At 50.4% G+C, this 24,232-nt stretch carries 18 protein-coding genes; 10 read left to right on the top strand and 8 right to left on the bottom strand.

Annotated elements, in window-relative coordinates:
• The first annotated feature begins 140 nt into the window (after positions 1-140).
• On the top strand, positions 141-1,097 hold the full coding sequence (gene fepB / locus E6P06_RS10330; protein WP_049002148.1) for a Fe2+-enterobactin ABC transporter substrate-binding protein: 957 nt from the start codon (positions 141-143) through the stop codon (positions 1,095-1,097).
• 61 nt (positions 1,098-1,158) lie between these two features.
• Here fepB and entS read toward each other — a convergent pair whose 3' ends face one another.
• The gene (gene entS, locus E6P06_RS10325; protein WP_058842522.1) at positions 1,159-2,394 is read right to left on the bottom strand and encodes an enterobactin transporter EntS; all 1,236 of its coding nucleotides are present in this window, start codon (positions 2,392-2,394) and stop codon (positions 1,159-1,161) included.
• Between the two features lie 109 nt (positions 2,395-2,503).
• On the opposite strand from entS, the gene fepD reads away from it, so the two are divergent.
• Genes fepD through fepC form a run of 3 tightly spaced genes read left to right on the top strand, consistent with a single transcriptional unit; the run spans position 2,504 to position 5,294 of the window.
• Entirely contained in the window at positions 2,504-3,511 is a 1,008-nt protein-coding gene (gene fepD / locus E6P06_RS10320) for a Fe(3+)-siderophore ABC transporter permease (RefSeq protein WP_003835646.1), read from the top strand.
• On the top strand, positions 3,508-4,500 hold the full coding sequence (gene fepG / locus E6P06_RS10315; RefSeq protein ID WP_003022026.1) for an iron-enterobactin ABC transporter permease: 993 nt from the start codon (positions 3,508-3,510) through the stop codon (positions 4,498-4,500). Before fepD ends, fepG begins: the two co-directional genes overlap by 4 nt.
• Positions 4,497-5,294, top strand: a complete 798-nt coding sequence (gene fepC / locus E6P06_RS10310; protein ID WP_003022023.1) for an iron-enterobactin ABC transporter ATP-binding protein — start codon at positions 4,497-4,499, stop codon at positions 5,292-5,294. Before fepG ends, fepC begins: the two co-directional genes overlap by 4 nt.
• Before the next feature lie 46 nt (positions 5,295-5,340).
• On the opposite strand, the gene wzz(fepE) is transcribed toward fepC, so the two are convergent.
• The 5 genes from wzz(fepE) to fes form a co-directional block, all read right to left on the bottom strand.
• Positions 5,341-6,474, bottom strand: coding sequence for an LPS O-antigen length regulator Wzz(fepE) (wzz(fepE), locus tag E6P06_RS10305; protein ID WP_003847441.1), 1,134 nt, complete (start codon positions 6,472-6,474; stop codon positions 5,341-5,343).
• A gap of 82 nt (positions 6,475-6,556) precedes the next feature.
• Entirely contained in the window at positions 6,557-7,588 is a 1,032-nt protein-coding gene (locus E6P06_RS10300) for an IS630-like element ISEc33 family transposase (protein WP_032425611.1), read from the bottom strand.
• Positions 7,589-7,857: 269 nt separating this feature from the next.
• The gene (gene entF / locus E6P06_RS10295; protein ID WP_139935207.1) at positions 7,858-11,748 is read right to left on the bottom strand and encodes an enterobactin non-ribosomal peptide synthetase EntF; all 3,891 of its coding nucleotides are present in this window, start codon (positions 11,746-11,748) and stop codon (positions 7,858-7,860) included.
• Complete coding sequence (locus tag E6P06_RS10290) at positions 11,745-11,963, bottom strand: MbtH family protein (protein ID WP_003835654.1); 219 nt, start codon at positions 11,961-11,963, stop codon at positions 11,745-11,747. The genes entF and E6P06_RS10290 overlap by 4 nt, the downstream gene beginning before the upstream one ends.
• A gap of 30 nt (positions 11,964-11,993) precedes the next feature.
• A complete protein-coding gene (gene fes / locus E6P06_RS10285; RefSeq protein ID WP_139935206.1) occupies positions 11,994-13,211 on the bottom strand; it encodes an enterochelin esterase in 1,218 nt (405 codons plus the stop codon).
• A 253-nt stretch (positions 13,212-13,464) separates the two neighbouring features.
• On the opposite strand from fes, the gene E6P06_RS10280 reads away from it, so the two are divergent.
• Together E6P06_RS10280 and entD are read left to right on the top strand one after the other, a co-directional pair.
• Positions 13,465-15,759 carry a TonB-dependent siderophore receptor gene (locus E6P06_RS10280; RefSeq protein ID WP_139935205.1) on the top strand — a complete coding sequence of 765 codons (2,295 nt, stop codon included), beginning with the start codon at positions 13,465-13,467 and terminating at the stop codon, positions 15,757-15,759.
• A gap of 48 nt (positions 15,760-15,807) precedes the next feature.
• Positions 15,808-16,461, top strand: a complete 654-nt coding sequence (gene entD / locus E6P06_RS10275) for an enterobactin synthase subunit EntD (RefSeq protein ID WP_139935898.1) — start codon at positions 15,808-15,810, stop codon at positions 16,459-16,461.
• A gap of 31 nt (positions 16,462-16,492) precedes the next feature.
• On the opposite strand, the gene E6P06_RS10270 is transcribed toward entD, so the two are convergent.
• Complete coding sequence (locus E6P06_RS10270) at positions 16,493-16,855, bottom strand: hypothetical protein (protein ID WP_139935204.1); 363 nt, start codon at positions 16,853-16,855, stop codon at positions 16,493-16,495.
• Positions 16,856-17,438: 583 nt separating this feature from the next.
• On the opposite strand from E6P06_RS10270, the gene E6P06_RS10265 reads away from it, so the two are divergent.
• Both E6P06_RS10265 and E6P06_RS10260 read left to right on the top strand, forming a co-directional pair.
• A complete protein-coding gene (locus E6P06_RS10265; protein ID WP_139935203.1) occupies positions 17,439-17,867 on the top strand; it encodes a hypothetical protein in 429 nt (142 codons plus the stop codon).
• 58 nt (positions 17,868-17,925) lie between these two features.
• Complete coding sequence (locus tag E6P06_RS10260) at positions 17,926-18,261, top strand: hypothetical protein (protein WP_139935202.1); 336 nt, start codon at positions 17,926-17,928, stop codon at positions 18,259-18,261.
• A 38-nt stretch (positions 18,262-18,299) separates the two neighbouring features.
• Here E6P06_RS10260 and E6P06_RS10255 read toward each other — a convergent pair whose 3' ends face one another.
• Positions 18,300-19,160, bottom strand: coding sequence for a LysR family transcriptional regulator (locus E6P06_RS10255; protein WP_139935201.1), 861 nt, complete (start codon positions 19,158-19,160; stop codon positions 18,300-18,302).
• 220 nt (positions 19,161-19,380) lie between these two features.
• Between E6P06_RS10255 and E6P06_RS10250 the strand changes: the two genes are divergently transcribed.
• Together E6P06_RS10250 and E6P06_RS10245 are read left to right on the top strand one after the other, a co-directional pair.
• Complete coding sequence (locus tag E6P06_RS10250) at positions 19,381-19,773, top strand: M15 family metallopeptidase (protein ID WP_139935200.1); 393 nt, start codon at positions 19,381-19,383, stop codon at positions 19,771-19,773.
• Positions 19,774-19,810: 37 nt separating this feature from the next.
• Positions 19,811-24,208, top strand: a complete 4,398-nt coding sequence (locus tag E6P06_RS10245) for an alpha-L-fucosidase (protein ID WP_139935199.1) — start codon at positions 19,811-19,813, stop codon at positions 24,206-24,208.
• Positions 24,209-24,232: the final 24 nt, after the last annotated feature.

The following is a 24,232-nucleotide window of genomic DNA, read 5'->3' as shown; positions in this document are numbered from 1 at the left end:
ATTTTCGGTCGCTAACCTAAAAGTAAAGCGGCGGTATGTCAACTCTTGTGGTAGCACAATGTGCGACTTTGGCTTGCATCCTTGCTCGCTAACAATGAAAATGAGAAGCATTACTCATACTGATAACAGGAAGCTGATTCGTGAGTCTCCCCTATTTTTGCCGCACCGTGCTCTTACTGGCAGGTTTATCTCTTTCAGGAATTTCTTCAGGTCACGCCGCCGACTGGCCGCGTCAGGTTACTGACAGCCGCGGCACGCATACGCTGGAGCATAAACCGCAGCGAATTGTCTCCACCAGCGTGACCCTCACCGGTTCGCTGCTGGCGATTGATGCCCCGGTCATCGCCAGCGGTGCCACTACGCCGAACAATCGCATCGGCGATGCGCAGGGCTTTTTACGCCAGTGGAGCGAAGTGGCAAAAGAACGCAAACTGAGCCGCCTGTATATCGGCGAACCGAGCGCCGAGGCCGTCGCAGCTCAAATGCCGGATTTGATTCTGGTAAGCGCCACCGGGGGCGATTCTGCCCTCGCGCTGTACGATCAGCTGTCCACCATTGCGCCAACGCTCATCATTAATTACGACGATAAAAGCTGGCAGTCGCTGCTGACCCAGTTAGGTGAAATTACCGGTCAGGAGCAACAGGCTGCTGCGCGTATTGCCGAGTTTGATAAGCAACTACAGGCAGTTAAGCAACGTATTACCCTGCCACCACAGCCGGTCAGCGCGCTGGTATATACCGCCGCGGCGCACAGCGCCAACCTGTGGACGCCTGAGTCAGCGCAAGGCAAGCTGATGGAGCAGTTAGGGTTCACGCTGGCAACGCTGCCTGCCAACTTGCATACCAGCCAGAGTCAGGGCAAACGCCACGATATCATCCAGCTTGGCGGTGAGAACCTGGCGGCAGGCCTGAACGGCGAAGCGCTGTTCCTGTTTGCTGGCGACAGCAAAGATGCCGATGCTATTTACGCTAATCCGCTTCTGGCGCATCTGCCAGCCGTGCAAAATAAACGTGTTTACGCCCTGGGTACGGAAACCTTCCGTCTCGACTACTACAGCGCAATGCTGCTGCTGCAACGTCTGTCGGCTCTGTTTTAATTGCCAGCGCCGGATGCGGCTAACGCCTTATCCGGCCTACAATCCGTAGAGCACAACGCGATCAGACATTCACGGGGACTTGCCGGAATCGGCGCACTTCTCCCAACAACAGCAGCAGTAAAAGACCGACAATCACCAGCCCAAACCCACTCACGCTTGCCGAAGCAACCGGCGTCATCATCGCGCCCAGACCACCTAACAACGCCGCGCCAATCGCATCACCGGTGACGTTCTGTGCGGTCCACAAACCATTAATTCGCCCGAGCATCGCTTCCGGCGTCTGCGTCTGTAACAGGGTGTACTGCAACAAAGAGCTGACCGCACTCAACCAGCCGAACAGCGCCAGACAAACCACACCAAGCTGCCAAACGGGCATCAAGCCAAACAGACCGATAGCCAGAAATGAAGCCACGGTCGATGCCAGCATAATCAGTCCCGGACGAAGACTGTGCGCCAGTTGTCCGCTGGTCAATGCACCCACGGCTGCCCCCAGCGGAATAGCCGCATACAGCAGGCCAATTTGCGCACTCGACATGTGCCAGTTAATCGCCAACGCCGGATACAGCACGCGCACGGCGCTCGCCATGGTTAACAGACCACCGAGCAGTGCAATGCCGCCAATCAGTGGGCTGGCAAGCAGAAAGCGGAATGCTGCCAGCAGCGATTTCAGCGGATGCTCACGCGGCTGCGGCGGAGGCGGCAACGCGGGAAGACTCAGCAACGGTAGTAAGGTAATGAAGGTCCCCGCCGCCGCCAGTCCGTAGTTCCAGGCCACGCCGCCGGTCGCGAGCAACACCCCGCCAAGCATCGGCGAAATTACCGATCCCAGACGTACCGTCAGCATGGTAATCGCCCCGGCCTGCATCAGATTCTCCCGCCCGACCAGCGCTGGCGTCGCTGCCAGTAAAGCAGTCACGCCCAGCGAAGCAAAGAAACCGTCCCATAAGCCAAGCAGATAAATTGCCAGTAACGACGGTTCGGGAAGTAACGCATTCAAACACAGGCCAATAAAGCCAATGCCACAGGTACCACGCGCCAGCAGGATCACTTTTTTACGCTCATAGCGGTCGGCCAGCACACCGCCCACCATCAGGCCAATAAACATTGCACTGCCGGTCAGCGTCACCGACAAACCGACCTGCCAGGTCGACTGGGTCATCATCTGGATTTGAACCGGAACCGCGACGCCGAGTAGCCCCAGAGAGACAATGGAAATAAAACGGGCGAGGAAGACTGCACGAAATGCAGGGTGGGTCTTTAACAGGCTGAGATTGAGCAGCCATGATTGTCGATTCATTACAGAGCCTTACCAGGTACTTTTTCAATATCCATTCGATGGCTGCACATGCTAACATATCCAAATAAGATCGATAACGATAATTACTATCATTATCAGGGAAGTTGATATGTCATGCTCTGTTTCCGCGACACGCGCCTTCGCCGTGCCCGGACTATTGTTATTACTTGTTCTGACCACGGTATTAAGTCTGGTTATTGGCGCCAAGTCGCTACCTGCCTCCGTGGTGCTGGATGCGCTCACCGGCAGTTGTCAAAGCGCTGATTGCACCATCGTGCTTGACGCGCGACTCCCACGCACGCTGGCGGGGCTGCTCGCCGGTGGTGCGCTGGGCCTGGCTGGCGCATTAATGCAAACGCTCACGCGTAATCCTCTCGCCGATCCCGGCATTCTGGGTGTCAACTCCGGTGCCAGCTTCGCTATTGTGCTGGGCGCCGCGCTGTTCGGCTTTTCCTCTGCGCAAGAGCAACTGCTGATGGCCTTTTGCGGTGCGCTGGCTGCGTCACTGATCGTAGCTTTTACCGGTAGTCAGGGCGGTGGGCAGTTAAGCCCGGTACGTTTGACGCTGGCGGGCGTTGCCCTGGGCGCGGTGCTGGAAGGATTATCCACCGGCATCGCCCTGCTCAACCCGGACGTTTACGATCAGTTGCGTTTCTGGCAAGCTGGCTCACTGGATATCCGCAGCCTGCAAACGCTGAAGGTTGTATTGGTACCAGTACTGATTGCCGCGGCTGTCGCACTGTTCCTCAGTCGCGCCCTGAATAGCCTGAGCCTCGGGAGCGACACTGCTACTGCGCTTGGTAGTAAAGTCGCTCGCACACAGTTTATTGGCCTGCTGGTGATTACTGTACTGTGCGGCAGCGCGACCGCGATTGTCGGTCCTATCGCCTTTATCGGCCTGATGATACCTCACATGGCGCGCTGGCTAGTGGGGGCGGATCACCGCTGGTCACTGCCCGTCACCCTGTTGGCAACCCCTTCTCTGTTACTGATTGCCGATATCATCGGTCGCCTGATTGTTCCCGGCGAGCTGCGCGTGTCGGTGGTCAGCGCTTTCATCGGCGCGCCGGTGCTTATCTTTCTGGTACGCCGTAAATCGCGCGGGGGTGGCGCATGATGCACCTCTCCCGCCGCCTGATAATCAGCAGCCTGCTGCTGGTTGCAGGTTGTCTCGTCATTGGTTTATGGAGCCTGCGTAGCGGCGTTGTTACGCTGGAAACCCAGCAAATTATTGCCGCCCTGCTCGGCGATGCGCCGCGCAGTATTACCCTGGTGGTGACCGAATGGCGTTTGCCACGCGTGCTCATGGCGCTATTGATTGGCGCAGCGCTCGGCGTGAGCGGCGCAATATTCCAGTCGCTGATGCGTAACCCGCTGGGTAGCCCGGATGTGATGGGCTTTAATACCGGTGCCTGGAGCGGTGTGCTGGTGGCAATGGTGCTGTTCGGACAGCATCTTACCGCGATCGCGCTGGCGGCCATGCTCGGTGGGATCCTGACTTCTCTGGTGGTCTGGGCGCTCGCCTGGCGCAATGGGATCGACACCTTCCGGCTAATTATTATTGGTATCGGCATACGCGCCATGCTGGTGGCGTTCAACACCTGGCTACTGCTGAAAGCATCATTAGAAACCGCGCTAACGGCCGGACTGTGGAACGCTGGATCGCTCAATGGCCTGACCTGGGCCAAAACCTGGCCGTCTGCCCCGCTGATTATTATCATGCTGGTATGCGCCACATTGCTGGTACGCCGGATGCGCTTACTGGAAATGGGTGATGACAGCGCCTGTGCGCTTGGTGTCAGCGTTGAGCGCTCGCGTCTGATGATGATGCTGGTTGCGGTTGTACTGACCGCTGCCGCCACCGCGCTGGCGGGTCCTATCTCGTTTATTGCCCTTGTCGCGCCGCATATCGCACGACGTATAAGCGGCACATCGCGCTGGGGATTAACCCTGTCAGCGCTGTGCGGCGCGTTGCTGCTGCTGATGGCGGATTTATGCGCCCAACAGCTGTTTATGCCTTATCAGCTTCCGGTGGGCGTTGTCACCGTAAGCCTCGGCGGTATTTATCTTATCGTCTTGTTAATTCAGGAGTCCCGCAAAAAATGACCGAATCAGTAGCCCGTTTGCGTGGCGACCAGTTAACGCTGGGTTATGGCAAGTTTACCGTGGCGGAAAACCTCAATGTGTCGATTCCCGACGGTCACTTCACCGCGATTATCGGGCCAAATGGCTGCGGGAAATCGACATTGCTGCGCACGCTTAGTCGCCTGATGACGCCCGCGAACGGCAAGGTCTGGCTCGACGGCGAACATATTCAACACTATGCCAGCAAGGAAGTCGCCCGAAGAATAGGTTTGCTGGCGCAAAACGCCACCACGCCGGGAGATATTACGGTACAGGAGCTGGTTGCCCGCGGGCGCTATCCGCACCAGCCACTGTTTACCCGCTGGCGGCAAGAGGATGAAATTGCGGTCTCAAACGCCATGCAGGCGACGGGTATCACCCACCTGGCATCACAAAGTGTGGATACCCTTTCCGGCGGACAACGTCAACGCGCATGGATTGCGATGGTGCTGGCGCAGGAAACGTCGATTATGCTGCTTGATGAACCCACCACCTGGCTGGATATCAGTCATCAGATCGATCTGCTGGAACTGCTGAGTGAGTTAAACCGAGAAAAAGGCTACACGCTGGCCGCCGTTTTGCACGACCTGAATCAGGCCTGTCGCTATGCGACGCATCTGATTGCGCTGCGAGATGGAAAAATTATTGCCGAGGGTGCACCGAAGGAGATCGTCACCGCGCAGCTTATTGAAAAAATCTATGGACTGCGCTGTATGATTATCGACGATCCAGTTGCCGGAACGCCGTTAGTAGTGCCGCTTGGACGCAGCAAATAACACGCGTTATCGTAAGGCGGCTGGCTTGCCGCCATACGATAATTCATCACACCAGTTGCTGATCAATAAACGTCATTTTTTGCTTACGCGACACCATGGCATAGTTCAGCAGAACGCCACCACACGCCACCATTCCACCCAGTAATGCGGCCAGAATAACGATCATTGATTTAGCCGGGCCATCTTTTTTCACCGGCAGCGAAGGCGTAAGTTGATATTTAAACGGTGTGAATTTTACGTCGCTCACATTCATCGCTAACAGTTGCTCAACGTGATACTGCCGATTACGTAATTCACCGTTAATTTCAGCAACATCCGTTACTGATTTTTCTATTTCTAATTTACGTTCGATGCCGTCAGCACCCAGTGAAATAGAGAAATCGGGGTCATCTTTCACCGCCTGACCGTTACTGTAGACCGGCTTTTTAATCCCGGCGGCATTGGCAATCTCCAGCGAGTAGTTCAGTCGTTGGATATTTGCTTCCAGTTGATTCTTGAGTCTGACGCGATCCATCTCCAGCCTTTCTTTCTCGAAGCTGGTTTTGATGGATAGTTTATTGCGAATATCTTCCAGCGTTTCTTTCACTACAATATCAGAAATATACTGGATATATCCCTTCAGCACAGACTGGGCTTCTTCGGCTAGCGGCGCGGTAAAACTCAGCGTCCATGCGGTATACAGCGAAGTTTCGTTCTTCTTACCCAGGTTAGTATCAACCGCTTTCATTTTCTCACTAAGCCTGACAATTGCCTGATGCAACTCCATTTCGTCGATATCAGCGCCTTTCAATTGATCCATCACGTAAGGTGAAGAGCGCAGATACTCTTCTAACAATGAAGGCGACTGGAATTTTTTGATAAACAGGTTAAACACATCACCACGGCTAACGCTAATATCCATATCCAGCACGCGCAATTTGGTCAACATATTCTCGAGACTCTGCCACTGAACCGGTTCTGCGGGGGTCACGATTGCCTGACTGGTCCATTTTTGCGGAAGCAGGAAAGATACCAGAATACCCACACAAGCAAAGGCGAAAACGGTCGCTATAATTTTCGTTCTTGCTCGCCATAAGATTTCGATTAGGTTCACTAAATCGATTTCATTTGCGTTTGCCGCTGGCTGAGGATAGCCAGTAAATTCCGAAACGTTATCTTGCTTAATATTTAATGATGACATGTTGCGTGACCTGAAAACTTTCCTAAAAGAAAAACATTCCTGTGGGAGAAGTCTACCAGCTAAATAGCTGCGCCTAATACCGCTACACTTTTGCCTGACCATGTTTTCCTCCGGGGAATGGGCTGGCGGTTTCCATAAAATGGCGGACCTTTTTCAGTAACTGCCACATTGAGCGGCACTGATGATTACGGGTTATCGTGTCATGAAGTGCCTGCCATAGCCGTTCCACATGATTCACCCACGGCGAGTAAACCGGCTGGTAAATTACCCTGAACTTGGGATTTGCTTTCAACCAGCGCTGTGTTTCGCGGCTTTTATGGATAATGTAGTTATCAACGATCAGCGTGATTGTTTTCGCCCGCCGGTAAGTGGCTTTCAGGTGCTTCAGCAGAGCGATAAACAGCGCTGAACTTTTGCTGTTGCCGCCCACGTAGCTGACTTTACCCGTGCCACTGTGCAGTGCGCCGGCCAGATAGTATTTTTCGTTCTGCCCCGGCGTCACTACCCGTTTCTGCTGTCCGCGCAACTGCCAGTCCGCACCGATTTTAGGATTAAGGTGGATATCCACTTCATCTTCATAAAATACCGGATGCTCTGCGCTGCATTCATCCAGCGCTTTGTGGATTACCGCCATCTTTTCATCTTTATGTGGGTCACGGATACGCAGAGTTGGCGCGGCCCTGCGCCATACAAGCCCCGCAGATGGCAACCAGCGGCGAACGGTTCCTGCATGTAACTGGCAACCGGTTATCTCATTGATTTTTAATGCCAGTAATTCGGTGCTCCAGCGTGAACGTTGATAACCAAAATCGCCGGGAGAATGCTTTATCAGCTCACGTAACAGGGTGCAGATATGTTCAAAAGGCCAGCGTCGGGAGCGCCCTGCGGGTAAGGATTTCAGGCCTTCAATACCTGAGTGCGTAAACCAGTTAATCCAGCGACCAACGGATGAACGAGCACAACAGAGAGTTCTGGCAACATCGCTGACCCGTTCACCCCGATGAAGCATCAGCATGGCCGTGAGTCTGCGGGCATGATTTTTATCGCGCGTTTTATGAATAGCTTTCTGCATCAGGCGTCGTTCGCCACGGGGTATTGGTGCTATGATCGGCATCGCTCAGTCCGGTTGGTGGTTTTGGTTGGTTTGGCGATTGATCAGATCGCACAATCCGGGCTGAGTTCCCTTTCAGTGATCTACTATTCCGCGCATCTATTTAGTCAGAATTATCCGAAACACTCTTTGCGCTTATCGCCCTACCAAAAATTATATTCGGAATTTATTCACCCCTTTCATCACCTTGCACCGCATAAAAATAACATCTCCACAACATATATTTTACATTGTGGAGCTGTTCGATCATCGCGATTGCAATATTCGTCTGGTTACACAGATTTATTAATCAGTGTATTTATTACAGGTCCTATCGCCTCAAACGCGGTGGGGGAAATAATATCAACATGCGCGCAGTCGTAGCGGTATACATCCAGGCTGGATATCCACGACGACCAACTGCGCTCAGGGCTCACACCCGGTGCTAACGTGCGCTCAGCAACGAACAGCGTGGCGTGACCTGCAAACGGCACGCTGTGCGCCGTGGTGAGCAGGCGAACCGCATCGGCGTAGTTGCCTTCGATAGCGTTAAATAAGGCCTCTGACGCATTCCCCTGCTGCGCCGCCAGAAAGGCTTCGCGTTCACGCTCGATCTCCGCCAGCACCGCTGGATCCAGCCCATTGGCCTCTTTTTCTTGCCAGTTTTGCGTCTCTGGCGGCCAGGTATCCAACAGCCCGAGGAATGCAACCGTCTCTCCTCTGGCATGTAAGCGCGCGGCGATCCCCTGTGCCAGCGTGCCGCCCAGCGAATAACCTAATAAATAGTAAGGTCCGTGAGGTTGTTGACTGAGCAGCGTTGCCAGGTGATGTTCGCATACCGAGTCGAGATTTTCCGCCGTTTGCATCGGGCCATCCGGTCGTGGCGACTGAATACCCATAATCGACCACTGAGGGCTGAGATAACGCGACAGCACGCTAAACTGCCAGGCAAAACCCGACGCCGGATGGAAGCAGAACAACGTTGGGCCGTAACTTTCACGCAGTGGCAATAGCGTCTCAAATCCCAGACGCTGCGACTGTTCATCATCATTGCTCTCCAGCAATGCGCTCAGTTGTTCCACGGTGGAAGCCACCATAATCTGCCCGGGCGTCACCTGACGCTCAAAAATGCGGCTCAACTGCGCTGCCAGCTTCATCGCCAGCAGCGAATGCCCACCAAGCGCAAAGAAATCAGCCTCTACATCATTCACCTCACAATCCAGCAAGGCCGCAAAAGACTGCGCGATGGTGGTCTCAGTCCCTGTTCGCGGTGCGCGCCCGGAAACACGCGACATCAACTGCGGCATCGGTAGCGCTTTACGATCCAGTTTGCCGTTCGCACTAAGCGGCAACTCCGCCAGTTGTAACAATACCGTCGGTACCATGTGCGCAGGCAGTTTTTCGCGCAGACGTTCCCGCAACACAGTCGTATCCAGCGGCAAACCCGATTGCGACACCAGATACCCCACCAGTTGGCGCGCATCGCCGCCTGTCGCCGCAGCCTGGTTGAATACGCAGGCATGGGCAACGGCATGCTCGACATCAGGCAACTGCTGCATCACCCGGTCAATCTCGCCGAGCTCAATGCGCTGTCCACGAATTTTAAGCTGGTCATCGCTGCGCCCGAGGTATTCCACCGCGCCATTTTCCAGCCAGCGCGCCACATCTCCGGTACGGTACATACGCTCATCGACGTTAAACGGATCGGCGATAAAGCGGCTCGCCGTCAGATCCGGACGCCCCAGATAGCCTTGCGCCAGTTGGATCCCCGTCAGATACAGGTCACCCGCTACGCCGAAAGGCACCGGGCGCATCATGGCATCCAGAATGCGTAAACCGGTATTCCATACCGGATAGCCAATCGGTACGCTGTTGCCGGTTACGGCAGCGAGATCTTCTCCCCAGGCCGGATACCAGCTCACATCGACCGCAGCTTCCGTTGGTCCGTACAAATTGTGCAGTGGCGCATGAGTCAACTGCTCCCACTCACGGCATAAATCGGCTGGCAAGGCTTCGCCGCTGCAAAATACCCGTTTCAGAGAAGCACAACTCTCCCGCGCGGTTTCCGGCGTCAGTGAAGCGACAAAAGCGGCCAACATAGAGGGGACAAAGTGCGTGGTCGTCACCCCATAACGGGCAAAGAACTGCTGCATCGCCAGCGGATCGCGGTGCGCTTCAGGTTCTGCCATGACCAGTTTTGCCCCGGCAATAAACGGCCAGAAAAACTCCCATACCGAGACGTCAAAACTGCATGGCGTTTTTTGCGCCACCACATCATCTGCGGTCAGCGGATAGTGATTTTGCATCCACAGCAGACGGTTAACGATGGCGGTTTGCCCAACCATCACCCCTTTTGGTCTACCGGTAGAACCGGAAGTAAAAATGATATAGGCCGTATGATTGGGTTGAGATAGCGCCAACGGAGCAGCATCTTCTGCTGGCAGCGGCGAGTCATAGCACAGACTTTCCAGCCCTGGGATATCGCTAAAACGCGCCAGTTGCCCTTCAGTCGCTATCAACAATTTTGGCTTCGCGTCTTCGAGCATCATCCGCAGGCGATCGTCCGGGTATCCGGTATCCAACGGCAGCCAGGCAGCTCCGGCTTCCACAATACCGTGCAGCGCCAGCGTCAGGAACACAGAACGCGGTAATGCCACAGCTACGCTGTCGCCAGGACGGACGCCGCGTTCGCGCAGAAGGCTCGCCAGCGCCACGACCTGCTGGCGCATTTCGCGATAGCTAAACTGATAACGGGCATCGGCCAGCGCCGGGGCATCCGGCGTTTTATCGGCCTGCTGTGTCACCAGTGCGCTAAGCGTAGTGAACGGGATCTCCACGGTCGTGTCGTTAATCTTCGCCAGCCGCTCATGTTCTGTAGGCAACAGCATCCCGGCGTCGCCGCAGCATAGCGACGGATTGTCAGCAAACTGCTCGATAAGCCCGATTAAACGCGAGGCATGCTGCGCCAGCGTTTCTGCATCGTAGCGCTGTTTATTGGCCAGGATTTCAATACTCAGCCCGCCGTTTTCATCCGGGAACAACGCCAGTTCAAGATCGTTCACCGGTCCTGTCGCCAGCGTATGAGTTTGCGCCTGAACGCCGGGAATATTCAGATGATAGTCGAATATTTTCACATTCAGCACCGGGCCAAACAGCGGCTCAGCACCGGCGGCACGCCCGCTGTCGCGAACGATTTGTTCGGCATCATAACGTTGATGCCGACGCATTTTCTTCAACTGCCCGGCCAGTCGTTGTGCAAGCGCAGGCAAGCTTTCTGCCGCATCCAGCCTCACACCAAATGGCAGAACGTTTAAAACCGGTCCAGTGGACGTCAACGCCGCCGAGCCCATGCGCCGCATAAAGATAAACCCGGCGGCATAATCCATTCGGCTGCATAAACGTCCCAGCCACAATGCCACCAGCGCGAGGGCCAGATCCGCACGCTGAACGTCAGGCATGCGTGCCGCAAGCCGGCGAAACGCTCCTTCAGGCGCGGTTAACTTCATACGAATAATATCCGCGCTGGCCGAGCGTCCCGGCAACGGATTGTTCGACAGCGAAGCAGGAGGTGGCAGTTGCTTTCGTTGCTCGCGCCAGAAGGCGCCGTCGCGTTGCCAGGCATCACTTTGACGGTACTGTTGATACTCTTCCACCACCTCGGCGAACGGCGTAAAAGGTGAGTCTGGCGTAGACTCGCCATCTAGCCATGCGCGATAGATTGCGGCTATCTGGCGGGTAATAGCCGGGAAGCTGAAGCCATCGACCAGCAAATGATGGTAACGCTGATACCAATACCAACGTTTATCTCCCACCTGTAAAAGCTGGTGAAAAACCAGCGGCTTATTGCCGTCAGCACGTATGTCCTGCTGCAGGTCTGCCTGCATCAACGCACGCGCCGCCTCATGTGGGTTGGATTTTTCGCGCAGATCGATGATTTCGGGTTGCGCAAAAGTGAGCGCAGGATCCACCCATTGCCAGACCTCGCCGTTATCTTCGCTAAACTGCATTCGCAAGGTATCGGCCTGCTCCAGGCCCGCCACAACCGCTTTCGCCAGCAACAACGCGTCCAGTTCGCCGGTTAATTCTACGTAGTGCGCCACGCTCCACGCCGAGGGCAATGTGGAGAGTTTTTCCGCCATCCAGATCCCCGGCTGAGCCGCCACTAACGGTAAACGCTGAGTCATGGAGCCTCCTGCACATCGACATAGTTCGCGGGCGTCAGCGTGGTCCAGTTTGCATCCAGCCATTGCTGGCAGGCTTCCTGGGATTGGGGCTCGCAAGCAATTTGCCAACCAGCAGGAAGTGAACACTGCTGCGGCCAAAGGCTAAACTGACGTTGGGGATTTTGCAGAATGTAAAACTGGCCCTGCGGATTATCGAAGGGGTTACTGAATTCCATACTCAACTCCTGTCGTGGAACGTCGTCCGGTTAAATCGTGTCGGTAAGCGGTTGCCAGAGCGTCATTAGCCCTTGCATCAGACCGCCGCGCCAGCAAAGCGCATCGTGTCCACCATCAACCTGACGCCAGAAAATAGACTGTGGTGCAGAAGGTAACTGGGCATATAACGCCTGATTAGCGCGATAAATAATAGGCTCGCGGATCCCCGCTTCCAGGACAATACGCAGTCCCTGAGCGCTGATGGTCCCGGTCTTCAGTTGCTCGACGATCGCTCCGTCCTGACCACCACCACGATGCGGCCACCAGTAAGAGCCCGACTGGCTAAGAACACAGCCAAAGCGCGCGGGCCAGTTCAGCCCGGCATACAGCGATGACAACCCGCCAAAACTTTGCCCGGCGACGACAGTACGCTGCGGATCGTCACTGAATGCGGTTGTCGTCTTCACCAGCGGCAACAGCTCCTCTTGTACCGCCAACCAAAAATCCGCGTTACACGGCAGTTCGCGGCTACGGTGAGCCGTGTCGATGGCATCAATCAGGAGATAAACGGCAGGAGGAAGGTGTCCACGATGCGTAAGTGAAGTTAGCGCAGGCCAGACCGGCATACTCTGTGCCCAAAACTGCCCATCCAGCAGGATAGCCAGCGGACGAGATTCCGCTTGGGCCACTCCGGTGGTAAGTACCCATACGCGACGCGTATTACCAAGCCTGGCGCTACGCCATTGCAGACACACTGCGGGTGAATCGGGGTTTTCAGGTCGATCCCATCCTGGTTGTACGGGTGCATCAGGCATTTCCAGCGCAGACACCGCGTGGCCACGACCGCCCTGCCAGCTCTGCGAATTAAGGGGGTCAGCAATAGCCTGCGGCAGTAATTGCCGCCAGCCTTCACGCAGCGCGGTTCGGTCAGGCGTTTCGCCCAGCGCCTGCGGCGCAAAAATATCGTTGCGCGCTGTTGGAATAAAACAGTAACTGCCACGCCAGTTGGCGCTGAGGGAAACACTCCAGCACCAAATATTCGTTCCATCAATGCGTCGCATCGACTGAGGGGTAGCATTTTGATGGTGGTCGGTGACGCCGGTGATATAAACCCAAACGTGATGAATGGCTGACTCTTTCTCCGTTCCCTGCGGGTCACGCCACCAGAAGGTTACCCGATAATTTCCGTTGTCTTCACGCTCCCACTCCGGGCCTTTTTTTGACTGCCACCACGCCTCGCTTCCCATCTTTAACGTCGTCACCGCCATAACCCCATGTTTATTGTGAAATTTTATGATTTAGCGTGAAATATATTGATAATATTATTGATAACTATTTGCATTTGCAATAGCATATTGTCGCGCTGTGGGAAGCGCGCACAGTTTTTCACCACTTATAAACCGACCTGGCGCTGCGTACTTTTTCTGGAATGGATAGTTTACGCAGATGCGGGCGACATCAGACCAAATGCCGCACCGAGGCACATTGGTACTCGTGGCTAAAAGAACAGCAGGACATACAATGAACAACAAGATTCATTCACTGGCCTTATTGGTCAATTTAGGGATTTACGGGGTAGCCCTGCCAGCAATGGCAGAAGATCAAACCGATAGCGTAGCTGTCTCTCATGAAGACACCATCGTCGTTACCGCCGCCCAGCAGAACCTACAGGCGCCGGGCGTTTCAACCATTACCGCTGATGAAATTCGTAAGAACCCTCCCGCTCGCGATGTGTCGGAAATCATCCGTACCATGCCTGGCGTTAACCTGACCGGTAACTCAACCAGCGGTCAGCGCGGCAACAACCGCCAGATCGATATTCGCGGCATGGGGCCAGAAAACACCCTGATTTTGATCGACGGTAAACCGGTTACCAGCCGTAACTCCGTGCGCCAGGGCTGGCGCGGCGAGCGCGATACCCGCGGCGATACCGCATGGGTTGCTCCGGAAATGATTGAACGTATTGAAGTGCTGCGCGGTCCTGCCGCAGCACGCTATGGCAATGGCGCAGCTGGCGGTGTGGTGAATATCATCACCAAGAAAGGCGGCGATGAGTGGCATGGTTCCTGGAATACCTATTTCAACGCCCCGGAACACAAAGAAGAAGGTTCAACCAAGCGTACCAACTTTAGTCTGAATGGCCCGCTGGGCGGAGATTTCAGCTTCCGCCTGAACGGTAACCTCGACAAAACCCAGGCCGATGCCTGGGACATCAACGACGGTCACCAGTCAGCACGTACAGGGTCATATGCCGATACGATGCCTGCGGGTCGTGAAGGGGTAAAAAACAAAGATATCAACGGTCTGCTGCGTTGGGATTTTGCCCCAATGCAATCGCTGGAGTTTGAAGCCGGCTACAGCCGTCAGGGCAACCTGTATGCGGGTGACACTCAAAACACCAACAACGATAACAAAACTAACGGGCTGGTAAAAAAATACTACGGTAAAGAAACTAACCGTATGTACCGCCAGAACTATGCGCTGACGTGGAACGGCGGCTGGGACAACGGCATTACCACCAGCAACTGGGCGCAATACGAACACACCCGTAACTCCCGTTTGGGTGAAGGTCTGGCAGGTGGCCTTGAAGGGTTATTTAACAGTAATCAATTTACCGACACTGACCTGGCGGATGTCACCCTGCACAGCGAAATTAGCATTCCATTCGACCTGTTGGTGAACCAGAACCTGACGCTCGGTACCGAATGGAACCAGCAGCGTATGAAAGACATGAGTTCCAATACCCAGACCTTTATGGGCGGGAACATACCTGGTGCCAGCAGCACCGATCGTAGCCCGTATTCACAGGCTGAAATTTTCTCCCTGTTTGCAGAAAATAACATGGAGCTGACCGACAGCACCATGTTGACGCCGGGTCTGCGCTTCGACCACCACAGCGTCGTTGGTGACAACTGGAGCCCGTCCCTGAACCTGTCCCAAGGTCTGGGCGACGACTTTACGCTGAAGATGGGTATCGCACGGGCCTATAAAGCACCTAGCCTGTACCAGACTAACCCGAACTATATTCTGTACAGCAAAGGCCAGGGCTGCTATGCCACCGGTTCTGCGACGGGCATTGGTTGCTACATGATGGGCAATGATGACCTGAAGGCCGAAACCAGTATCAACAAAGAGATTGGTCTGGAGTTCAAACGTGACGGTTGGCTGGCCGGCGTAACCTGGTTCCGCAACGATTACCGTAACAAGATCGAAGCGGGGACTGTACCGCTAAGCAGAACGTCAATTACCCAGAGAAACCCGACTACGGGTAAAGAAACAACAACCTACACCGATATCTATCAGTGGGAAAACGTACCTAAAGCGGTGGTGGAAGGCCTGGAAGGGACGTTGAACGTACCGGTTAGCGAAACAGTTACCTGGACCAACAACATCACTTACATGCTGCAAAGTAAGAATAAAGAGACCGGCGAACGCTTGTCGATTATTCCTGAATACACTCTGAACTCAACGCTAAGCTGGCAGGCGCGTGAAGATTTGTCACTGCAATCCACCTTTACCTGGTACGGCAAACAACAGCCGAAGAAATATGATTACCAGGGTAAACCGGTGACCGGCAGTTCAGCCCAGGAAGTGAGCCCGTACAGCATCGTCGGCCTGAGCGCGACCTGGGATGTGACGAAAAACGTCAGCCTGACCGGCGGCGTGGATAACGTCTTCGACAAACGTCTGTGGCGTGAAGGTAATGCCCAAACAACCAGTGATATCAAAACTGGCGACTATATGGCGGGCGCTGGCGCGTACACCTATAACGAACCGGGCCGGACGTGGTTCATGAGCGTTAACACACACTTCTGATAACGCTTTCCCTCTCCTCGCTGCGGGGAGAGGGAAATCATAACTATGATGCACACAACGCACACACCACTCACTTTCGCAGAGCACACGCTGCACATTGTCGAGTTCGATCCCGACAGCTTCCATGAGCACGACCTGCTCTGGCTCCCCCACCATACTCAGCTTCAATCCTGTGGGCGTAAGCGTAAAGCTGAGCACTTAGCGGGGCGTATTGCCGCAGTACATGCATTACGTGAATACGGTATCAAAACTGTGCCTGGCATCGGCGGGCAGCGACAACCGCTGTGGCCACAAAAGTTGTTTGGCAGCATCAGCCACAGTACGTCAACTGCGCTGGCGGTGGTATCGACGCATCCCGTCGGACTGGATATAGAAGCTATTTTTACACCACAAACCGCAGTTGAGCTGACTGGCGGTATTATCGATAACCAGGAACATCAGGTTTTGCATCACGCCAGCCTCCCCTTTCCACTCGCCTTAACCCTGGCATTCAGCGCAAAAGAGAGTCTGTATAAGGCGTTTGCAGCACACTTGACGCACCTTCCGGGCTTCTCCAGCGCCAACGTTATCGCTCTCAACACGACGCAGATCACCTTGCAAATCACGCCGTCATTTTCGCAAAACCTCGCCGGGCAGAGCGTTAACATTAGCTGGTTTCAGCGTGAAGAAAACATCATTACCCTGTGTGCGATCTGTCCGTAAGGGAGGTTTTTCTAATCTTATTGATGCTTGCTCAGTGAAGGCGATTAGGTCTGGCTCTCTGTCCTAACGGATTATCCAGGGAATCGTCTTCGACAATCTTTTTTTTGCTCAAGACCTCTGCACTGCTCAAACTTTCACTGGTAGATTCTTTTTTCACCATCTGGCTCTTGATAGCTTTAATTTCAGTTTTTAGCTCTGTAATCTCATTCATAAATTTAAGGTTTGCTTCTTCCCACTCCCCCACCATTTTATGCCGGGCTTTATCGTAATCATCCTGGAGTAGCCGCTTAAGATCGTGAGTTTTTAACTGCACAACAATATTGGCAGCGCAAAAAATGAACACGCAAGCAGCGATAAACGTGAATATCAACACGGCAATATCGTTAACTGGCATACCGTTTTTATCCTTTTAAAAATGAGAGTTATCGCGTTACGCTCTATCTCAAAAGTTTCACCATGTAACACGTCACTCAGCGAGTAAATCGTACTCTTCCTTTATATTTCTTGCGCAACTTCCTGGCATGACATTGCGCAAAAAATATATCCAACATATGTCACGGAGCCCATAAATGCTAAGCCCTGCTCTTGCGTTTAGCGCCGGCTTCCGCATTAACATTTAAAGGCGACAAATCCAAAAATAGACTTAAATTTCCATTGATTACGTAGCGATGTTTTTCTTTATCAAATGTAACATAAAGTTTACAGACTTGTCTTCCTGAGCATGAATCTTGAGCGTCCAGCAAGAACCTACACTCAATATTGGAACTACAGGAATCTTGAGTATTCTCTGCTAGCAGAATACAGAAATTCAGTCAGAACGAATAAAGAGAACCCCCTTTAGTCATTAGGGCTCTCGCTATTTTTTAGTCATATTTTATCTAAAATCTGGAAATTATTCGCGAATATATTTGTTAATCTAAATCCATGTTACTGAACCAGTAACATTATAACCATCATATTTGAACTGGAGATTAAAAATGATTACTAACATTATCTACGACGGCGATTTCAACCCCGGCCAACTCAATTCCTGGTCTTTTTCTGATAGCGCCGCTGGCGTGCAGAATGAATCTGAAACAGTAGAAAATTACTTTGCCCACATAAATGCCACTGAATCTGCGTGGCAGCAAATCGGTATGAGTACTGGGCAACAAGGTCTGTTGACGTTCAAATGCCGTGGACAAAACAGTGGCACTGTTTCTGTAATGATGCTGAATACCAATACAACTTACTGGCAACAAACATTCAATTCGGGAATGAGCTCCGATTGGACAACTGAGTCTTTTTCTTTCACCATCGATCCTTCCTGGACTGGTCCTCTCATGCTCCATTTCCAGGCTGCATATAATACGGACATGACCGATGCCGTTGATATTGACGATGTACGTCTGCTAGTCAACGAATAATAACCTCAATCGATTTAATCCAAGGCCAGGTTTCGCACCTGGCCTATCAGGAGAAATCATGCCTTCGAAATTAACATTCAGCGGGCTGCTATTAGCATTATTCTCAGAGCCCATAGATACCATTAAGATGTTTTTTATTATTACATTAGGAGAAATTGGTCGCTGGCTATATGGTGGCGGAAAATTAAGGGAAAGATGCGGAGACCTAATAATCTGCCTGTTACTTTTTTATCTGGTAAAACCTCACCTTGTCAGTTTACCCCCCTTGCATGGCGTAAAAATCTCATCAGGAGCTGTAGCAATTATAATATCGCTACTGGGTACACACGGTATTAGTAGGATTTTCTTCTTCGCTCTAAAGAAAAAAACAGGGATCGATCTGAATATGAAATAAAGCCCTCAGTAAAGAGGGCTTTCATTGCACATTAAAAACTAGAAAAATGTTAAAAGAACTTGTTTAGTTTTGTCAAACCCATCTTTATACAACAAGTTATCATTGTGATACATATACACCGAAGTATATTTAGCTGCAATAGATTTAGTACCTAAACCTTCACTTTTATAAATTAATGCGGTTTTTAGCGGCATAACGCACGCACCGTGACCTCGATATATTCTATGTAAGATAGTCGAAAAATCAAAGTTATGATAAATATAATTTATCGTTTTATATTTATCTTTCAATGCGGTTTCAATCCGTGTTTTGAAGTGGTTTGTATAGCCATCATTCCACACAAATATGTCAATAAAATCGGTAATATCCACCTTACCTTTTGACATTAGAATCGTAACCTCACCACCATGCCACATCACTTCTTTAAATGGGTGACAGAGCGTTAATGCTCTGAGCGATATAAAGAAAACATTTGGCGCATGAGCATGCTCATGAAGTAATCTCTCAGTAATAACAACTCTTTCAGACTTTATTTTAATCGTCGTGATTTCTCCCATTATGGAAGAGGATATGGCACGATACATAAGCTCAGGGACTGTGACATCAAAAAATATTTTTAGTATGCTATTACCTCCCTTATTATTTAACCTGTTATCAATTCTTGATTGAGCCTCATAGATTGGCATTAACTCCTTATGTAACGAAATAGCATATTCTGTAGGAACTAACTCATTATATTTCCTGATAAATAAGGTTTCTCCCAGCGTGCTTTCTAGATCTGCAAGCTTTTTGCATAGAGGTGTTCTTGTTAAATAAAGCTCATCTGCGGCCTTAGATATACACTTTTTTTCCATTGCAACCATAAAGTATTTAAGTTGTTTTGATATGAAAATAGACATCACAGACCTCCCCCACTCAAGAGTCTAAATACTAAACTAATAGAGTATTTTTAGGTTACTTGAAATGATCATTATTTGTTCGTTCAAAACCTAAAAAATAGACATTCTCTAATCAAACGTCTGATAAATTTTTTGTGAGGGATCGCCAAAAAAACATTGTAACGATTTTAACGTATTAACCTAACATTTTCGTCAATATTCTTTAAACAGCAGGTACACGATGAAAGAAAAATCATTTAGTGAACGAAGCATTCTGATGCTTAAAAATGTTCATACCGATCTATCAAAATTAGCCTTTACCGCTCTTGAATTATCCGTAGTCAACTTCGGTATAACTGAAGGTCTGCGCTCTGCTGAGCGACAGCAACAACTTTTTAATGAAGGAAAATCTAAAACTCTTAATAGCCGGCATTTGTCTGGTCATGCAATTGATGTTCTGGCATATCCCACATCTTCGGGATCGTGGGAATTCAAATATTACCAAGAAATTGCCGTTGCCTTTAAAAAAGCATCTTCAATATTAGACATTCCTATTGAGTGGGGTGGCGACTGGAAATCATTTTGTGACGGACCACACTTTCAATTACCGTGGCAGCAATACCCAGCAAATTAATCACTGCGCATATAAACGCAACAAAACGAGGTTAAGTATGAAAAATAATATTATCTATTTCCAGGACTATATTGAGACTAATACTGATGTTCAACTAACATCCGTTGATAACTACAGCCTGACTCACTTTGACAAGTCACCAAGATTAAACACCGATCAGTCTGTCATGGACCTTCCTGCTGGCTCATGGCTAAAATTTAACACCATTATTCCTGACGGGATGTTCGCCAACTGTATGTTATTTGCTTCTACACAAACATCTAATCAAAAAATTCAGATATTTAGAGATTCGCTCGAAAGTGAACCGCTCTGGACGCTAACGGCCAAAGCATCTGGAGTCGATAAATTTTTTACTGAATCAGTCAGTAATAACATTAACTGTGATACGACTGAACCCGCAGACATTTATATTTTATTCCCCGATGGTTTTACAGGATATCTGAACTGGTTTGTTTTTTCTCAATACTCAGGTACAGAGACCGAAGAAGCAAAGCTCCGCCGGATGAAATGGTTCGATGATTCCCGATTCGGGCATATGATGCACTGGGGCGCTTATTCTGTTCTCGGTGAAGGTGAGTGGGTAATGAACACCAATCAGATACCGAAAAGTGACTACATCACAGAAGCCTGTGCGCCCTTTAACCCTGATAAGTACAGCCCGGATGAATGGGCCTATATCATTCAAAGCACGGGTCAGAAATATCTCACTATCACGACTAAACATCATGACGGCTTTGCCATGTTCGATACCAACGTGACTGAATTTGCGCCTTATGATGTGGAGAACACAGCGGCAATTCACCAATCTGTTCTTCGACCACTGGCCACAGCTTGTCGCGAGCGAGGGATCATTTTTTGTTGTTATTACTCGTTACTAGATTGGGGCAATGTTAACGAGGTTGCTATTGAAGATGATGCTGCTGTTCCAACCACAATTAACCCTGCAGATGTCACTCGTTATCTTTCCGAAATGAAAGAACATCTTAAAGAGCTCATTGAAATTTTTGACCCCGCTTTAATTTGGTTTGATGGTGCATGGGCTGCATTTTTGAACAAAGATGTATCTACTAACATCAGAGATTTCTTACACCGTTTATCTCCCGACATTATTATAAACGATCGTATTGGTAATGGTGCTGGCGATTATTCCACACCTGAGCAGAGTATTCCCACAGATTCCCAGACTGGCCCATGGGAAGCTTGTATGACGATAAACAATTCGTGGGGATATAATACGAGTGACACCAACTGGAAAGATGCTCAGGTGCTTCTCAACGATCTCCTGGACTGCGCCAGTAAAGGTGGAAATCTGCTACTCAATACAGGTCCAGACGCAGAAGGGGTTATTCCGCAACCCTGTGTGGACAGATTGAGCGAAATAGGTAGATGGATGCAGACATGGGGTGAAGCCATTTATGAGACACGGGCAGGTACGCTTAATGTTTCCATGCAGCCAAGCGTTTTTTGTACTCTGAGTAAAACGAAGAAACTACAAAAGGAAAAGCTTTATGTAACAATAACAAACCTACCTGAAGATAAAAAACTCAGAGTTGGGCAACCCATTACTCTTCCATCAAAGGTTTACTGGCTCACCACGCCACAGACTCTCCTGGATTTCGAGATACTCAGTGGATGCATGCTTTTCACTCTTCCTGATTCTCTAAGCGATCCATTAGGTATGGTTCTGGTGATGGAGTTTGAAGAAATACCACAGCCCAAAATTTATCCTGATGTTGCAATTTTTAGTCATGCAGAAGCCAGCAACGTCTGGTACGGTGATAATGAAGATTATTCGCCACAAAATATGGTCGACAACGATCCTCAAACGCGATGGGCGGCCGATCAGGCAAATAATGTGACACTGACGCTAACTTTTGCTATGCCAACATCAATTGATCTTATTGGCTTTAATCAATACGAACAACGCATTGCTGATTTCAGTATTGATATCTATTCAGCCACTGAGTTGGTCACAACATTGAAAGGAAATAACCCCGCCAGGAACTACCTGGCCTCCCTGCCAATGTTAGTCAGTGCTGATAAGATCGTCCTGACAATCCATTCCTGTATTGATTCTACCAAACCAGCAAGCCTGTACACATTCTCAGCATTTAATTCAACATCATCACTGTTACCGGTTATTCAACCCGTTAATCTTGCCAAAGGAGCGGTGACTGCCGCAAGCGATGTCTGGTATGACGAAAGAACGGAATATAAAGCAGCCTTTGCTACAGATGGCAATCCAAATACGCGTTGGGCAGCCAATGACAATACAGAGCTGCCTGTGACTTTCACTATTACGTTTTTAAAAGATGAATTTTTTGATCGTATATCAGTGAAAGAATTTCTTAACGCCGACGAATTATCAAGGATTAAAAATTTTACCTTGCAAATTCTGGATGATACAGGCGTTGACTGGAAAAATGTTTATCAGAGCAATGATATCAGTAAGGGGATCGTGCTGCCCTACCTGACGCGCAGCAAAGCCATTCGGTTTGAGATTACAGAACTTGTCAGTAACAAGGGACCGTCATTTTATGAAGTTGGTGTATACCAGACAGCCAGAACGCCTGTCACGCTGACAGAGGAAGAACTGCTGGAGGCGGAAGCGCGGCTCTGCTTTGAATATTTCTGGAAGGAAGCCAATATCACCGATGGTTCTGCTGGCTACGGATTAATTTCTGATATGGCCAATTCTCGCCGGTCAACTATCGCGGGTTCCGGATTTGCATTCAGCGCCTTCGTTATTGCCGTAGAGCGCGGCTGGATCAGCAAGGCTGAAGCTGAAAATCGGCTCATTAAATCACTTCAGACGTTGAAAAATCCAGCGCTGCGCTATAAAGGTTTCTATTATCACTTTATCAATATGGACAGTCTGGATACGCTCGACTCTGAGGTTTCAACAGTCGATACCATGCTGGCATTGAATGGTATTTTGACAGCTGGACAATATTTTGGCGAGACAGTGGGCGCGCTCGCTCAGCAGATTTTTGATGATGTGGAATGGGATGCTGCTGTTGCACCGAATGGACACTTTACCATGGGATGGGATTCTAATCTGGTTCAACTCTCCGCAACCTGGGGAGGATATGCTGAGCAATTCTGCATGTATCCGATGGCAACAGGCTCCACAACCCACGCACCAACAAACGCAGCTGATATGTTCTATAAACTTGAACGCAAATATGGGCATTATGGTAACAGCGGAGACCTGATTTATGTCTGGGGTGGTCAGCTTTTTACATACCAGTTTTCACATGCCTGGCTTGATTTCCGTCGTTTATGGGACAAAAAAGGAGCTGACTGGTGGCAAAATAGCATTAATGCCAGCAAAGCAAACAGAGAGTTTTGTATCGCAAATCATGATGTTCTTCCTTCATTGGATGCCGACAACTGGGGCTTGACTGCTTGCAATGGGCCAAATGGATATGCCGCATATGGAGCACCACCGTCAGGTGATATCGGCGCGAATAACATGCATTTCACCGATGGCACAGTCACGCCAAGCGGCCCGATTGGCAGTTTACCCTTCATGCCTCAGGAAGTCCTGCAGGCAATGATGAAATGGTTTAATAATCCACAACTTTGGACTGGATATGGCTTCAGCGAAGCATTTAATTCGTCACTACCAGCATCATGGTACTGTAGCAACAATTCAGCTCTGATAAAGGGCCTGTCTCTTATTATGATCGAAAACTACCGTAGTGGCCTGATATGGGATACCTATATGAAGCACCCAGTAGTTGCGGCAGGAAATCAGCAAATTTTCGGCCAGCAGGAGCCGGAATTATTGGTTCAGGAAAGCAGTGATTCAATCATCTATACAGGTTCTGGTTGGTGGTTAGCTGATGGACGGCCAGACAGTTCTGATGGCAAGAGTCAGGTAACACAAAATAATGGCGACTATTTTGAATTTACCTTCAATGGTCGCAATGCCTCAGTATATTGCGAAAAAAATAGCGATCAGGGGGATATTGATTTCTATCTCGATGATGTTTTTGTCGGTACCACAAGCACCTGGAGTGAGTCTCTCGAATTTAGCGATATTATATACAGTGTTAATAATCTGTCACCTGACACCCACATATTAAAAGGTGTAAAGCGAAGCGGTAAATGGCTAACGGTAGATGCCATGAAAGTTTATGCCAGCAACAGTTTCGATGTTATTAAATCAACCTTCGATGCCACAACCAACTCACTTAATATACAGGTGAGTCAGGCTACAGACAGAACAAGCGCGATGAATATAAAATCATATACTATCAACCAACCAGCCAGCATCAGTAATATCGCACTAAGCTCCGATAAAAAAACTATCACTCTCACCCTGACCGGTATTAGTAGCAATATCGGATACGTTATTACGACACAAGGTGTAATGAATGAAATTGTAAGTGAAAAACTAAACAAGCGAAATATTAATATCATTGGCTAATCAATGTTCCGCCCTTTACAGGGC

This window comes from Citrobacter sp. CF971 (assembly GCF_006385635.1).
Lineage (GTDB): Bacteria > Pseudomonadota > Gammaproteobacteria > Enterobacterales > Enterobacteriaceae > Citrobacter > Citrobacter freundii.
The sequence above is the reverse complement of the archived record's forward strand: the minus strand, read 5'-3'. Positions and strand labels throughout refer to the sequence as shown.